Origin of the sequence: Lewinella cohaerens DSM 23179 (assembly GCF_000379805.1) — a bacterium.
GTDB classification, from domain to species: Bacteria; Bacteroidota; Bacteroidia; order Chitinophagales; family Saprospiraceae; genus Lewinella; species Lewinella cohaerens.
The window spans coordinates 547,303-562,660 of the sequence record NZ_KB903531.1 but is presented as its reverse complement, the minus strand read 5'-3'; the positions used below and the strand labels follow the sequence as shown (position 1 = coordinate 562,660).

Below are 15,358 nucleotides of genomic sequence, written 5' to 3'. Positions count from 1 at the left end.
CGCTGCGAACCTCGTACAACACGGGACATGCGGAAATTCAAAAATTTTTTCGGCGCAGCCGAAAATTTCCGAACTTCGCATGTCCCGAAAAACGTTCTGCAACATTGATAACTATAGTCCCATTTTGATAGAAAATATATGTGGGAACAAGTCAATAAGACCTATTCCCACAATTTAGTAAGGATAATGATTAGTATAAATCATTACCAACTCGAGTTATTGTAGTGGAGAGCAGGCATTGTCGCATTGACAAATCCCGCCGTCACCGCCACCATCTCCTCCCGAACTACAGCCTCTTAAGTTACTTGTAAAGGTAAGTACGGGCTTTCCGAAGTACTGCTGATATGCTAGTTCAGTGTTGCGGTCAGATTCTATGTAGCTTGTCGCAAACTTAGAATCATGTGGACAGTGGTGTATAAACGTACCATTAATCTCAGTACAGAATTGTTCATACTCTTTTGTGTAGAGGATGAAAGCATGCCATACTTCGTCAACTTCTCTACATGGTACCGACATTTTGGCATGGCCTAGGACGATCATTGTGATAAATCGCTTGAACTCAATAATTGCTGAATCAATTTTGTGTTCACTGAGAATTTTCTTCCTTCTTAACCGGTTAGCAACAAAACTCAAGTCGTAATCTTGAATTCTGATGATTTTGGTTCTCTTATCAGTCTCTACCATGTCGATGGGAAACCCTAAGAGGTTAGTTATCTCCATACTTTCAGGAGATGTTATACTTGAAATTTTCATCGCATCAGATTTTTGGTTAATAATTTAATCGGGAAGTGTTGTACGTGACTTGAAGTGAAGAATTACAATTTCACCTACAGCTTTTGTTACTGCTGCGGCTGTACCACTCTTTAAAAACCACGCTGGAGGGAAAAAATCCAGAAGCGTATGGAAAATAGTTTTACCAGTTACTGTAGCACCTGCAGCTGTTAAAACTGCTTCCGCATCAAATTTTTTCACCTCGAAGCATTTGGCAACGTTTGCGACCATTCTATAGTCGGCGGGAGCCAGGAAGAACTGAGAAAATGGTACCCAGCCCACAGCCGTAGCCACAGCCGTCCATTTGTTAACAACAATTCTTGCCTCTCTTTCTGCATCAGCTTTGTTCTTCATTTTTAAATGTGTTAAGTGATGAAATTAGGTTTCATTTTCATCTCAATGATGCAGGTTTTATTGACGAATTGCTTTATTTTATCCCTAACATTTACCTAACTAATGCCTAACTTTTCCATTACCCCAACTTAGAGTGTTCATTCTATGTCAAGTAAAGAGCAAACAATTCAGCAGCTACATAATGATTTCAAAGAACTTGTAGATGAGTTGTATGGAATCCGAGAAAGTGAAAACAGTACATTCGTGGAACTGAAGTCTGGAACTAATGAAAGTGTAGGGTTTGAACTAGGGTATAGTAAACAGCACTTCGGCAACCTACTCAACTATAGAGATAAGCTAACTATCGAGAGCTACCATCGAGGTATTCAAACCTTAAGAAATATAAAGTCAGTACGGCGCCTGACCGTTGAAAAACAAGAGTTAGAAGAAGAACTGAGTGTGAAAAAGAGACAAACCTGGAATAAAGGCCATCGAATTAGCTTCATCTCGCTTTTACTTTGGGGAATCATTAGCCTGATAGTGATTATTGCATTGAAATTAAAGCTTCAAAGTGCTCAAGAACAAAGCAGACTCTATTCCAATGAGCAAACTACACGAAAAGAAGTTAAACAAGAATCAGAGTTCTTTGACTTGTTTCAATCCGGTGGGAGAGCTACAGCTGATACAATTGCCAGCTATGCCTATAATATTAGTCAACCGTACTTAAGCAAACTTGGAGAAGAATATGAATCTCTTTCCAAGTCACAAAAGATTGAAATAATAACCCGTTCGCATGATGCAATTAAGACTATACTTGGAGCAGCGCGTGCTGAGCTTGCCAAAGAAAACTATTTTGTGATTCATCACAAAGAGAGAAATGTTGTAGACTTTATAGACCATATAGTGCCTATCGAATCTTGTTTTGGATGTCAACCTGAAGAAATGCTAGGAGATGCACTGCCCGATTGCGCCACACCTTATGACAAGCAGTTATGGAGTATCCGAAATGTTCTCTTTGGTGTTGATCCATCAAATTCAGAAGCAGATTTCAAGGAGAAAGTAGCTAAAGCAGTAAGGAGTGCTCAATATGAATTAAAAAAGGAAGAAGGTCGACAATTTCGTAATTTTATTGAAAATGGGACTTTCTTAGATCCAGTGTTTACAAACTAAGTTAGTTGGCGCTACAGAGTTGAAGTATCGATAGTGGCTTAGGAAGGATGAGAATAAGATTAAATACGTTGCAGAACTTAGCTTGTGCGACTATACCCGCCCAGAGCAGTATTCCACTCGGTTATATATTTGGTGCTGTACTTGATCTGTGGTTTTCTACCGGTTCATCGGTGCAGAGGGGCGGGTACATCGCACAAGCCGGAGTTGCCCAAGATACTCCGCTTCGCTGCGCATCTTGGGCAACGTTTTTCAGGCAAGCCCGTGTGGCACAAGCTTCTCCGCTGCGCTGCGAACCTCGTACCACACGGGACATGCGGAAATTCAAAAAAAAATTCGGCTCTGCCGAAAATTTCCGAACTTCGCATGTCCCGAAAAACGTTGTGCCCAATAAATAGTAATTAAATGACACTATAATAACTTGATAGAGGCTTTTTGTTATCTTTGATAGTATCAAATGATAGTATCATGTTGCAAAAGTATTATGAAGGAACTCCTAAGATCATTAATCTTTCGACAGATATAGGTAGGCTATTAGGAATTGTTGACGCTACTTACTTGAGAAAGCCTAAAACAGAACTTAGGAAGAGGAATAAGGTAAAAACAATTAGAGCTTCGTTAGCAATAGAAGGTAATACTTTAAGCGAGGAACAAATTACTGCTATTATAGAAAATAAGAGAGTAATAGGTCCAACAAAAGATATATTAGAAGTAAAAAATGCAATAGATGTTTATAATTCATTAGCTGATTTTGATCCATTCTCTGAAGAATCATATTTGAAAGCGCACGAAATGTTAATGACAGGATTAGTGGAAAATCCAGGAAGATATAGAACAGGAGGAGTAGGTATAGTGCAAGGGAGTAAAGTGGCTCATCTAGCTCCGCCAGGTTGGAATGTCCAAAATTTGATGCATCAACTGTTTGAATATTTAAATAAGGATGAGGATAATTTAATTATAAAAAGTTGTGTATTTCATTATGAGATGGAGTTCATTCATCCATTTTATGATGGAAATGGAAGAATGGGCAGGTTATGGCAAACGTTGATATTAATGAAAGTCAATCCTGTGTTTGAATATACTCCTCTAGAGAAATCGATAAAAGATAGTCAAGAGGAATATTATCGAGTATTAAACGAAAGTGATAAGTCAGGTTTGTCAACACGATTCGTTGAATATTCTTTAGAAAAGATTAAATTAAGTCTTGAAGAGTTGCTAGAACTTCGTCCAGAAAACATGGGTGATGAGGAACGGATCACTTACTTTTTAAATGAGGTTGGCGATGCGTATTTTACCCGTAGCGATTACTTGAAAATATTTTCTAATATTTCGCCAGCAACAGCATCCAGAGACTTACAGAAAGCAGTTGAGAAAGAAATGTTAATAAAAGAAGGAGAAAAACGATTAACAAAATATAAAAGGAAAGAGTAATACTGGGCACAACTTTGCTACCCTGACAATGCTCCCTTTGGTCGCACTGCGTTGTAGCTTGAGTTCAAGTATACATAAGCAAAAAGTTAAAATGAAAAAGAGCAACCTAATAGTAGACTTTTTCAAGGAAATTACCATTGTCGTAATAGGTGTTTTAATTGCAGTATCAATAGGTAATTACAAAGAAAAATTAGACAACGAAAAGTACTTGAAAAAGACACTCTTAGCTATCAAGAGTGAAATCATATCAAGTCAGCGTGAGATTGATACGGTATTAGAGCGGCACCTGAAACTTTATGAAAAACTTGAAAATGGTTTTGTAGAAAATGAGCAAACGATTGGTGAATTCGTATCAAATTCAGGTGGGTTTCAAGTTGCATCTGTCAAGAATATAAGCTTAAGGTTTTTTGTTTCTAATAAGGCGGAACTGTTGGAGTTTGAACTAATATCACAATTGTTGGACATTGAGTTAAAGACAACACTTCTCACTAATAAGATGGAAAGGTTCGCCGATTTCGCCTACGAAAACGTTAACGAAAATGATGAACAGGTTATGATGAAATTCGCCTATTTACTAGTCGATGTCATTGATGGAGAACAGACGCTTTTGGAGTCTTACTCAGATTTATTAGATGAGAATAAAAAGTACTTGAGTAGCAGAATAAAATAAGACCTGCCACCCAATGATGGCTATAGTGACCTTTGAGTTGTGCGTCACTCAAAAAAAACGAACTTATAAATGAATTATCAAACATTTCAACCCAATGCTGATTTAGAATCTTTTGTCAGTTGCTATTGGACTTTAGAGGTTCCTGCTGAATTTGATTCACAAAGACAGCGGATAATTCCAGACGGAACAGTTGAAATGGCTTTTATACTTGGAGACGACATTAAAAGATACACTTCGGGAGACGAATTTATAATTCAACCTCGTGCAATGGTTCTTGGACAGACAATCGAGCCATTTTTTATTGAACCAACAGGCTATGTTAATACATTTGCAATTCGTTTTTACCCATACGGTTTTGCGAACTTCGTAGCTATGCCATTAAAGGATTTGGCAAATAAGGAAACGCCAATAGAACGGTTATTCGGAGAAAAAACAGCTAAAGAGTTAGAACTAAAAATAATAGGGGCAACCGATAGCAATGAACGAATAGAAATTATAGAAACTTTTCTTTTAGATAAGTTAAATGAAAAATCTACGATTAACAATATCGTAAAAAGAACAATTGATACCCTTTTAGCTACAAACGGAAGTGCTTCAATAATCACAATACTTAAAGAAGATTTATCCAAAAGGAGACAACTTGAACGAAATTTTATAAAACAAATTGGCGTCAGCCCAAAACAGTTAGGTAAAGTAATCCGATTACAAACTGCTCTAAAAATATTACTTAACAGAAAGACAGAAAACCTGACTGACATTGCATACGAAAGCGAATATTTCGACCAAGCTCATTTTACCAAAGACTTTAAGGAGTTTACGGGAATAAACCCGAAAGAGTTTTTAGGTAATGAAAACATGGTACTTTCTACCCTTTTCTACCAGTAGACTTGTTCTGCTGGGATCATATCGGGGGCAAATTGCGCCTTATCTTCCCACACTGTGTCTTTTTTGAGTCGCTTAGCTATGGCTAGGCTCCTCAAAAAAGACTTCGCGTGGTCGATAATGCATCAATTTTCCCACCACTCTGCCCCAGCAGAACAAGTCTAATAAACAATGTGTCGCATTTTTACAATTTTGGTCTTCACAGGTAGGCTAAATTTGTCCTGTTAAATTAAACAGAACCGTATGAACAGGACCATACTTTGTGCAACTGTATTGCTTTCAATATGCATAGTTGCTTGTAATAATCAAAATAAACCTAAAGCCGAAATATTGGCGATTGAATCTAACCTAAATCAAAAAGGAATAGAAATGAAAAGTCATATTTCAATTTTTGAAATTCCAGCAATGGATATTTCACGAGCAGTAAATTTTTATCAAACAATATTAGGCGTTAACATTGAGAAAATGGAAATGCCAGGAATGGAAATGGGGATATTTCCTTACGAAGAACAAATGGTAACAGGAGTTATTATGAAAGGCGAAGGATACAAACCTTCTGCTGATGGAGTAACCATATATCTAAATGGTGGAGATAATCTTCAAACCATTCTTGATAAAATCGAAACAAATGGTGGAAAAATCCTTATGCCTAAAACAGCACACGCAGATGAAAGCGGATTTTTTGCTTTGTTTTTGGACACAGAAGGAAATAGACTTGGTCTCAATTCCCCAAATTAAGCGGAAAAGAGCGAACGCACAACAATGTATAAAAGCAATAGTGGTTCGGGGGTAAACGGGGAGTCTCGCACAGCATCCTGTGGGATGCACGTCTCCATGCATGGAACGTTCGCTCAGCCTTTGATAGGCAACTCTTCTTCGCATCGCTATTCCAGGCAAGTACTTGAGGTAATCGTACCACTACGATCTATGGTTGGGACACGTTTGAATTATGTAGGCTTGTCGCGTAGTCTCCAGACTACCATATACGGTTGAGGCAGAAAACCTCCCCAAAAAAAGAAAACGACCGCCAATGGCAGTCGTCTCGTGTGTGGTAGAAGTTCAATTCCCTTCTAAATTTGAGGATAATGTTGACTTTAGGTATTCCAACCTTTTCACCACGCCATTGTCCAGGGTTTCAAGCGCGTTTTTCGGACCTTGTGGTGATGATCAGGATGAGTATTACCCTAATAATCATCCTTTTTCTTTTTTAGTTCCTGTTGTTTCGATAAAAGGATAAAAAAACAAGACAGAAAACAATCCTACTCACATGAGTAGGCGAGAATACGCTCGATAAAGGCAACACCTTTAACCATCTGTTCTACACTTACAAACTCGTTAGCACGGTGAGCTTGTGCAATTGAGCCGGGGCCGCAGATGACACTTTGATAGCCGCCTTCCGAGAACTGCCCCGCTTCGGCTGCGTAAGCAACCGTCTGTAATTGGTCAACACCACTTAGCTGCTGGATCAGCGGAACAATATCAAGATGTTCAGGGGTATCCAGAGCAGGCACCAGTGGATGGTACATTTCTGTTTTGATTTTTGCACCTCCAAAGCGTTCTCTGAGCGAGGGTAGTACCTTGGCACAATGCGCTTCAAAATCGAGATGGATATCCTCAATTTTGTCTTGGGGTATATTACGCACATCCCAAAGGAAAGAACATTCATCTGCGATGACGTTGTGTGCAATGCCGCCGTTGAACATCCCTACGTGCAAAGAGGTATGGTTGGGCGTGAAGCGATCGTCAGTATGGCCGGCATCAACGAGGGCATTCATTTTATCTTCAAGCCAAATGACTAAACGTGCGGCTTCATGAATAGCACTTACTTCGTTGCGAATCCTGGAACTATGCCCAGCTGAACCATAAACGGTTGTTTTATAAACACAGATGCCTTTTTGCCCCACCACTGGCTGTAGTTCTGAAGGCTCACCGATGATCGCATACTTCGGTTGCTCTTCATAAAAATCAGTAATAGCCTGAATGAGTTCAGGGGCAGCTACACAGCCTACTTCTTCATCATAAGAAAACGCAAGGTAGATCGGTCGCTTGAGTTTAGCCTTTACCATTTTGGGAACTGTAGCTAGGACACAAGCCAGGTAGGCTTTCATATCGCAACTGCCACGGCCGTAGAGTTTTCCATCTTTTTCTGTCAGCACAAAAGGGTCGGTATGCCAATCCTGGCCTTCAACGGGTACTACATCCATGTGCCCGGAGAGGATGATGCCATCATTTACTGCTGGACCAATCCGGGCGTGCAAAGAGGCTTTGTTCCCTTCTTCGTTGGGCACCAGTTGGTAACTCACCCCGTATTTGTCGAGGTAGTCAGTGATCCATTTGAGTATCGTAAGGTTGCTTTCTCCCCCCAGTACGGGAAAGGATACAAGTTGTGCAAGTATTTCTTGAGCATTCATAAATAGTCAATTTTTGGCAAAAGTAAGTTGGCAAAAAAAATAATAGTAAGAAACGGGGTATATTATTAAGCGTATCCAAACCAAACCGCTCCCATCAAAAACAGCCATGACAAAATCAGCAACATTCCAGTTAAGGGAAGAATAAAGCGCAGCCAGCGATCAAAAGGCACACGGCATAAGCTGAGCATAGCGATGAGCCCTCCTAAAGCGGGATTGAAAAGGTTAGTAACACCGTCGCCAATCTGAAAGGCCAGGATGGTCGTTTGGCGTGTTAGGCCGAGCACTTCCCCCAATGGCACCATAATAGGCAAAGTAGCAAGGGCCTGGCCACTTCCCGAAGGGATGAGGAGATTAATAACGCTTTGACAGATACTCATACCCCAGGCAGAAACAGTGGTGGGAAGATCCGTCAGTAATAGCGATAACTGGTAGGAAATAGTATCGTTGATTTGCCCCAATTCCAGTACTTCTTTGATCGTAGTGGCATAGCCAACCATGAAGGCACCAGGAGCTACTACGCCTATTGAGCGTAGCGCAGTTTCGCTAAAGGCTTGTCCCGACATACGGTTGGCCACTCCTGCAGCAATGGCAATCATGATGAAGATGGCAGATATTTCTGTAAAGTACCAATGGTGGACGAAAATGCCGTAAAGCATAATGCCGATACCGGCCAAGAAAACACCACCTACCAGTGCGTTGTTTGGACTGATAGTGTAGTCCTCCAACTGTTTAGATAGCTTCAAGCCTGCTTCATCTAACCCATTTCCCAGGCCATTTTCTGGTTGAGTAACCAGTTTACGGAAGTACCGGACATTGTACCAAGCCATCAAAGTAAGGGCTAGAAAACATAAGGCTGTTCGCAGAGGAGCACCCGAGAACAGAGGCAATTCTGCGATCTGATGACCAATGCCAACGGTATAAGGATTGACGGGCGACAACCCAAAGCCTACGGTAATGGCGCCTACGGATAGGCCTGCCGCCAGTATCAGGTCTCCCCCCAGCGCAAGTGCTACTACGGCAGCAATGGGAACCATCGCGATATTGTTTTCATAACCAATAATGACGCCTAATAAACCAAAGAGATAGGTGAGTAGAAAAACGAGCAGATAACGCCGCTTAAGGCCTAGCTTCTTGATGGCGGTACCCACCATGTTTTCAATAGTGCCGGTTTTTTCCAGGATACCAAACATGATACCACTTGTCAGCACTACAAAAATGATAGATGAGGCTGTTTTGAACCCTTCAGGAAAAGCTTTAAACAACCCAAAGAAACCTACGGGTGTGGACGCTACTGTGTGATAAGACCCTGGAATAACCCTGGTGCGTTCGCCAAATACCTCACGTTCATACAAGCCTGCGGGCAAAATATGTGTAAGAATGGCCGCTAAAACCAGAATGCCAAAAAGCATTACAACGGGGTGAGGAATATAATTGTACCACTTTTTTTTATCCTTCAAAATTGTCATATAGTTAGTTCTTCTTTTAGCATGTTGACCAACATCTGGCCATTGTTGCAAGGGCCTTTCAAGCCAAGAATGTTGGCTGCTTTTTGGAATAATTCATCTGGTTTGCGTCCTTGCTCGCGCCAGCTTTGCAGAGCGGTAGCTTTTTCGCTTTTAGATAGTTTTTTGCCTTGCTCATCAAGGATCATACCGTGATGGTAAAAATAGGTATTGAGAAAACCAGTTTTGCCCATCAAGTGAGCCAGATAAAGTTGGTAATGAGTAGAGTCAAGGAGGTCTAAGCCCCGGATGATGGTGTTGATTGCAAAGTGTTCATCATCAATAACCGAACCGAGTTGGTACGCAGGAAAGCCATCTTTTTGTTTTACAATAAAAGCGTCAATTCCTTTTAGCTCCAGAGAGGTATTGGCTCCTACGAGCTGATGAATAGGAAGTTGTAGCGATCCCTGCGGAGGATGGACACGCCAGGCAATGTTTTTTTGATCAAAACCTAACTGCCGCATGGTACAAGTGCCTGGGTAACTCCCATCTTTGGAAATTGCCTGGATATCTCGCCGACTGCATTTACAAGCGAATAAATGCCCCTGTTCTTTAAGTTTTAGGAGAGCCTTGTCATAAAGCTCCTGGCGTAGATGTTGCGACCAATTTTTTTTAAAATCTTCGACACTTTGCGGACCATCGTCGTAATCCAATCCTAACCAATCAATGGTTTGGAAAATATCCTTGATGTACTTGTCTCTCCGGCGAGCTTTATCAAGATCATCAATGCGTAGCAGAAGGTGCCCATTTTGAGATCTTGTGATCGACCACGTAAGGATAAAATTCAAAGCATTACCTGCATGCAATAACCCACTGGGGGTTGGAGCAAGGCGTGACCGGATTGGAATGGGCAGAGATTTGGGTAACATTTGGCTAAAGATAGGAAGTTGCTGCGCAAATTGGTAGAGGATTCTATTTTGGTATAGTTACGCTGAAATTAATGGTTATATACTGGATTATTAAGCTAATTTTCCGACCTTTCCTTAAGTTATAGGATAACTTTTTTCGTCAAAACACATTTTGCAAGATTGCCCTTGTTGCATTATCAACCAAAACCAACCATATTATGATTCGCTGGACCATCTGCTGCTTATTTGTATTGAGTACTGTTTCTTGCCAGACGCCTGCTCAGCCCAGCCCTCAGTCAGAGGTAGCGACGACTGAACCTTTGACCGTCTTTTTAGTACGTCACGCGGAGAAAGAAACGGGCGATGACCCTGGCCTTACTTCTGAAGGACAGTTACGCGCTCGTCAACTTGCCGATCTTTTGGAAGCAGTACCGCTAGATGCTGTGTTTAGCACCAAGTACCGGCGTACCGAACTTACAGCTGATCCCGTAGCTGTTTCAAAAGGCCTCCCTGTTATGGATTACGATCCAAGTGATTTACCGGCTTTCGCCAAAAAGTTGCAAAAGGAATATCAAGGTAAAACGGTACTGGTGGTAGGGCACTCCAATACGACGCCTACCTTGGCAGGATTATTGGATGGAACCCAAGCTTATCCTGCTTTTGATGAATCAGAATATGGAAATATTATGATGGTAACCCTGCCAATGGTTGGAAAACATAAGACCATGTGCTTGAAATACTAGGCTCGTTTTGTTGAGGTCACGCGAAGAGCGTCGTTGGGCCTTATAGAGCAAATTGTCCGAAAAGCCAGAAGTCACCAGGTTCTACTTGAGTGGCTTCTTGTATTTTAAGACCGTACGAGTACCAGCAAGTACAACGCTCTTGAGAAATTTAACATAAAATGCAAGAGCCCACAGGCAATAAGTTTCACTACTGAAACGCTTATTGAAGGATTTGATTTTTAAATTAAAGCGCTCTTATAATGCGAAACAATCTATTGTTAACACTGCTTTTGCTGTGTACGACTTCTCTATTATTTCTTGGCTGTAATGAAGATGACGGCCCTTCTATAAGTGGTACGATGACCGCTACTGTCAATGGTGAAAGCTGGGAAGCGGAGATGCCTGTAGGCTCCTATCAGCAGAGTCGAATGGGAATAGTTGGTATCTCTAATGATGACATGACCATCGCTATTTCACTCGATTATCCTACGTTAGAAGTCACCTCTTTTCAACTCAATCAAGGTTCTCTGTCTGCTATTGCCTATACCGAAAGTACGGGAGCTACTGCACACACCTCTAATGGCAGTGCCCAAGCAGGTGGTAATGTTGTAATTACCAGTATAGACACTGCTAATATGCTCATCAGCGGTACTTTTGAGTCACTCTGTTTTCGTGCCGTAGATCAATCGGAAATAGATATTACCGATGGTGTATTTACGGATATCACCTATACTGAAACGCTGACCCCGACTGATGATAGCATGCTAAGCGTCGATATAGATGGTCAACCCTGGACCGCCGTTTCTGTAACAGGAGGCGTATCTTTTGGGCGGCTAAGTATTTCTGCTAGTGATCAAGCCGTTGATCAAACCGTTGGTTTTAGTTTGCCAGAGGATATCAGTGCGGGGACTTATTCATTTCAGCTGTTTGGCACAGTGACTGGACTTTACAATATCAATAATCCAACACTTGTGACCTACGGTGCTACCAGTGGAACATTGACGATAAGTTCACATGATCTTGCCAATAAGACGATTAGCGGAACATTCGATTTTGAGGCTGCTGACGATGGTGGAACGGGCACCAATACGGTAAGTTTAACCAATGGAGAATTTAGCTTGGTTTACTAATTTTCTGATTCATCCCAGTAAAAGTATTCGATAAAATGAGTACACTTCTTGCTGGGATTGCAGTCAGAGAAATATTGAGCTTTAAAGTCAATAGCTCACGCGGTTTTTTAGCGGCTTACCCCTGACGGTTTAAGCATGAAAAAGTAAAGAAAAATAGGTCAGATTCAGGAATGGATCTGGCCTATTTTCTTTTGTTTAGGAATAATCTCGGAGCCTCTATGGACAATTCTTTTCAAAGTGGGGACAGCCTGCCTAATCCATAACAATAGGCGCAGCAATGAGTGACTCCGGAATGCCAAAAGCTTCCACCAATGCTACCGCTTCGGGGCGAAGTTCACCACAGAGTTGATCTACCTGCTTGCGGATGGCTTTACTTTTGGTACCTGCTAGATAATCTTGTTCGAGATACCAGGCCGCGTGTTTTTCAATGGTATGAAGGGCATATAGTGAGCGCAGTTTGCGAAGGATATTGTAAATAGAAGTTCCTTTCGCCTCACTTACAGCTTTAGCGGTGGATTCTAGTGTTACACGTTCAATAAAGGCTTCGGCCAGGGCCAGCATGTGGGTCTGACAAATAAGGCCTGCCTCGTAGGCGCTTTTGCCATCTTTGATGTGCCCGCGTAGCCGCTGAGCAAGAGAGAAAAGCAGCCGTCTCTCACGGAATTGGAAAGCCGCTAATTGAAATTCAGTGCTACGTAAATGGCCTCCGTCGGTATTACGGATGGCAAAAGGGTTGGTCTCCGAGAAGGCTGTGTTGACCCTTTGCCCCAGCATTCTCAAGATGGCCATGTTGCCATCTTCATGGAAGGATTGTTTGTAGTCGGTCAGCAAACCCTTGGCCACAAGCTGCATCAATACGGTGTTATCGCCCTCGAAGGTGGTGAAAATATCGGTATCTGCCTTGAGTGCGGCAAATTGATTTTCGGCGAGATACCCCTTGCCACCACATGCTTCACGGCACTCCTGAATGGCTGCAGTAGTAAACCAGGTAGCATAGGATTTCATGCCTGCTGCGAGCGTTTCTATTTCACGCATTTCTCCTTCTTCCCGATGCAAATAGCGACCAGCCAGGTGGTCTAAACCAAATTGCACCGCGTAAGTCTTTGCCAATAATGGCAAAAGTCGCCGTTGATGACTTGGGTAGTCTAGAATCGGCGTTTCGGCAGCCATTGCAGACGGTGCAAACTGACGCCGTTGGGCAGCATAACGAATGGCGATGGCCAGTGCTTTTTTGGTGGCACTCAATCCAGCCCTTGGGACACAAACTCGTCCGCCGACCAATGTGCCGAGCATGGTAAAGAAACGCCTTGATGGGTTTTCAATGGGGCTCGTGTACTGCCCCTCATCTGTTATTTTCCCAAAGCGATCCAGTAGATTTTCGCGAGGCACACATACTTGATCAAACCAAATTCGGCCATTGTCTACGCCGTTTAATCCCAGCTTGTACCCATTGTCTATTACACGGATGCCTGGGAGTAATTCGTGTTGTTCATTACGAAGCGGGACGACGATGGCATGAACACCGTGGTTTTCACCATTCACAATCAGCTGTGCAAAAACGCTGGCTGCACGGCTGTGTAGTGCATTGCCTATGTATTCTTTGCCCGCTTCTTCTCGCGGACTGTGGATGATGAGTTCATCTGTGGCGGAATCGTAGGTGGCGGTAGTTTCCAAGCCACGTACATTTGAACCATGCCCCGTTTCGGTCATCGCAAAGCATCCGGCTAGCTCCAGTGTTCCGGTAGCTCGCAAGTATTTGGTGTGGTGCTTTTCGGTGCCCAGGTTGAGCACACTACCTCCCCAAAGCCCAAACTGTACCCCAAATTTAATCGACAAGCTGAGGCTGTGATAACCGAGCGTTTCAAAAACAGCAGCGTAGAGCCCCATATCGCCTTTTCCGCCCTGTGCTTCAGGGTAGGAGAGCGCACCCATGCCTTGGTTGGCCAGGAGTTTGCACCATTGTAGAACCTGTTCTCGATGGTCTTCCTTGACGGGGATATGTCTTAGCTGGAACTCCGGATCTTGGAGGATGGTGAGCGTTTTTGCTTTGGTAGCTGCAAAATCACCGTCTAGTAGAGCTGCGAGCTCACTGACAGAGAAGGTGGCTTTGTCGGTCTCTTCTTGATGTACGACGCTGGTTTCAGGAAGAAAGAGGTTACGGAAAGTCGCAACATTGAGTTGTCCGAGTGATTGTTCGAGCTGTTGGAGATGCTTTTCATCCTGCTCACTTAACCAATCGGGGCGAGTTGTATTTTCTTCCGCCAACATAAGCCCTAAACTAGCCAGGTTTTGCGCATCGCCTTGTAGTTGGGTCGCGGCCTCCTGGCAGCTTATTTCCCAGAATTTGAATAAGTCTCGGGCAGGTGGCCGGCGCGGATTACTCCATTGCAATAACTGTGCTTTGTCCTTGTCTGTTAGGAAGTTGAGCTGAGCAGCTTCTTCCTGGAGCGTTTTTACTTCCGATGGCGTAAGCACTCGGTCAGACCAGGCAGCATACAATAAGGGGATCATCACTCGGATACCGGGAGAGAAAGATAATTTGACTTGGGGGTTACGGCTCATCTGGTTAGGGAATTTCTTTCCAATATAAGGAGTAGGAACGTACTTTTGTTGTCATGAATAAAAAGTTGTTGCTGGATCAATTGGAGCGAACGGTTAGTTTAAAGGTGTATCCTCCACAGCGGATTGTATCCTTGGTGCCTTCGCAGACGGAGCTATTGGCTGATCTTGGATTGGGGGATAGCGTGGTAGGAATAACCAAATTTTGTGTTCATCCCTCTTCCTGGCGAAAAGAGAAAACAATTATTGGCGGAACAAAGCAGCTGCACCTCGACCGTATTCGCAGCCTAAAGCCTGATCTTATTATTGCCAATCAGGAAGAAAATGACAGGGAACAAGTAGAAGCACTGGCTGTCGACTTTCCTGTTTGGGTGAGTAAAGTTGTTGACCTGTCAACTGCTTTGAATATGATCGCTGGCGTGGGCGAAGCAACGAATACAAGGACCTCGGCTGAGGATTTGATGCTAAAGATAAAAACCTCTTTTGCTAGCTTAAGAAGTTTCCCCACCCACTCCTGTGCTTATCTGATTTGGCGGAAGCCCTATATGGTCAGTGGTGGAGATACTTTTATCCAGGCGATGATGGAAGTTGCAGGTTTTGAAAATGTTTTTGGCCACCAAAATCGCTATCCAGAAGTAACGATGGAGGAACTAGCTGCTGCTGATCCTGAATGGATATTACTCTCCTCTGAGCCATTTCCTTTTAAAGAGAAGCACTTGACTGAATTGTCAGTGGTGTGTCCAAATGCGAAAATTCGTCTTGTAGACGGCGAAATGTTTTCTTGGTATGGTAGTCGACTGTTGCGTTCGGCCGACTATTTCCGTATTTTGCGAGAAGCAAATTAAATTGCCATCTCTGACGTTTTTTGGGTCAAGCTATAGTCTGCCAAGGCAGAAATCACAAACACTGCCTTGGCAAACTATAAATTAAGT

The 15,358-nt window shown here is 42.7% G+C and carries 15 protein-coding genes; 9 read left to right on the top strand and 6 right to left on the bottom strand.

Annotated elements, in window-relative coordinates:
- Positions 1-216: 216 nt before the first annotated feature.
- Positions 217-753, bottom strand: coding sequence for a glycine-rich domain-containing protein (locus A3EU_RS0102165; protein ID WP_020534478.1), 537 nt, complete (start codon positions 751-753; stop codon positions 217-219).
- A gap of 24 nt (positions 754-777) precedes the next feature.
- A complete protein-coding gene (locus tag A3EU_RS0102160; protein ID WP_020534477.1) occupies positions 778-1,125 on the bottom strand; it encodes a hypothetical protein in 348 nt (115 codons plus the stop codon).
- A gap of 144 nt (positions 1,126-1,269) precedes the next feature.
- Here A3EU_RS0102160 and A3EU_RS0102155 point away from each other — a divergent pair, with 144 nt between their 5' ends.
- The 6 genes from A3EU_RS0102155 to A3EU_RS34125 all read left to right on the top strand — a co-directional run bounded on the left by A3EU_RS0102155 (position 1,270) and on the right by A3EU_RS34125 (position 6,491).
- Positions 1,270-2,274: a hypothetical protein gene (locus A3EU_RS0102155; protein ID WP_020534476.1), complete on the top strand. Its 1,005-nt coding sequence runs from the start codon at positions 1,270-1,272 to the stop codon at positions 2,272-2,274.
- A gap of 465 nt (positions 2,275-2,739) precedes the next feature.
- Positions 2,740-3,702, top strand: coding sequence for a Fic family protein (locus A3EU_RS0102145; RefSeq protein ID WP_020534475.1), 963 nt, complete (start codon positions 2,740-2,742; stop codon positions 3,700-3,702).
- A gap of 91 nt (positions 3,703-3,793) precedes the next feature.
- Positions 3,794-4,372: a hypothetical protein gene (locus tag A3EU_RS0102140; RefSeq protein WP_020534474.1), complete on the top strand. Its 579-nt coding sequence runs from the start codon at positions 3,794-3,796 to the stop codon at positions 4,370-4,372.
- 69 nt (positions 4,373-4,441) lie between these two features.
- Positions 4,442-5,257 carry an AraC family transcriptional regulator gene (locus tag A3EU_RS0102135; RefSeq protein ID WP_020534473.1) on the top strand — a complete coding sequence of 272 codons (816 nt, stop codon included), beginning with the start codon at positions 4,442-4,444 and terminating at the stop codon, positions 5,255-5,257.
- Positions 5,258-5,497: 240 nt separating this feature from the next.
- Positions 5,498-5,992, top strand: coding sequence for a VOC family protein (locus A3EU_RS0102130; RefSeq protein ID WP_026211182.1), 495 nt, complete (start codon positions 5,498-5,500; stop codon positions 5,990-5,992).
- Positions 5,993-6,284: 292 nt separating this feature from the next.
- Complete coding sequence (locus tag A3EU_RS34125) at positions 6,285-6,491, top strand: hypothetical protein (protein ID WP_156825613.1); 207 nt, start codon at positions 6,285-6,287, stop codon at positions 6,489-6,491.
- 22 nt (positions 6,492-6,513) lie between these two features.
- On the opposite strand, the gene argE is transcribed toward A3EU_RS34125, so the two are convergent.
- The 3 genes from argE to A3EU_RS29110 all read right to left on the bottom strand — a co-directional run bounded on the left by argE (position 6,514) and on the right by A3EU_RS29110 (position 10,036).
- Positions 6,514-7,665, bottom strand: a complete 1,152-nt coding sequence (gene argE / locus A3EU_RS0102125; protein WP_020534471.1) for an acetylornithine deacetylase — start codon at positions 7,663-7,665, stop codon at positions 6,514-6,516.
- 65 nt (positions 7,666-7,730) lie between these two features.
- On the bottom strand, positions 7,731-9,131 hold the full coding sequence (locus A3EU_RS0102120) for a YfcC family protein (RefSeq protein WP_020534470.1): 1,401 nt from the start codon (positions 9,129-9,131) through the stop codon (positions 7,731-7,733).
- The gene (locus tag A3EU_RS29110) at positions 9,128-10,036 is read right to left on the bottom strand and encodes a glutamate--tRNA ligase family protein (RefSeq protein ID WP_020534469.1); all 909 of its coding nucleotides are present in this window, start codon (positions 10,034-10,036) and stop codon (positions 9,128-9,130) included. The genes A3EU_RS0102120 and A3EU_RS29110 overlap by 4 nt, the downstream gene beginning before the upstream one ends.
- A 197-nt stretch (positions 10,037-10,233) precedes the next feature.
- Between A3EU_RS29110 and A3EU_RS29105 the strand changes: the two genes are divergently transcribed.
- Both A3EU_RS29105 and A3EU_RS0102105 read left to right on the top strand, forming a co-directional pair.
- Positions 10,234-10,758, top strand: a complete 525-nt coding sequence (locus A3EU_RS29105) for a SixA phosphatase family protein (protein WP_020534468.1) — start codon at positions 10,234-10,236, stop codon at positions 10,756-10,758.
- Between the two features lie 239 nt (positions 10,759-10,997).
- Positions 10,998-11,867 (top strand): DUF6252 domain-containing protein, encoded by an 870-nt coding sequence (locus tag A3EU_RS0102105; RefSeq protein ID WP_020534467.1) that lies wholly within the window; start codon positions 10,998-11,000, stop codon positions 11,865-11,867.
- A gap of 252 nt (positions 11,868-12,119) precedes the next feature.
- Here the strand turns inward: A3EU_RS0102105 and A3EU_RS0102095 are convergent, their stop codons facing one another.
- Positions 12,120-14,429, bottom strand: a complete 2,310-nt coding sequence (locus tag A3EU_RS0102095; RefSeq protein ID WP_020534466.1) for an acyl-CoA dehydrogenase family protein — start codon at positions 14,427-14,429, stop codon at positions 12,120-12,122.
- Between the two features lie 53 nt (positions 14,430-14,482).
- On the opposite strand from A3EU_RS0102095, the gene A3EU_RS0102090 reads away from it, so the two are divergent.
- Positions 14,483-15,271, top strand: a complete 789-nt coding sequence (locus A3EU_RS0102090; RefSeq protein ID WP_020534465.1) for a helical backbone metal receptor — start codon at positions 14,483-14,485, stop codon at positions 15,269-15,271.
- Positions 15,272-15,358: the final 87 nt, after the last annotated feature.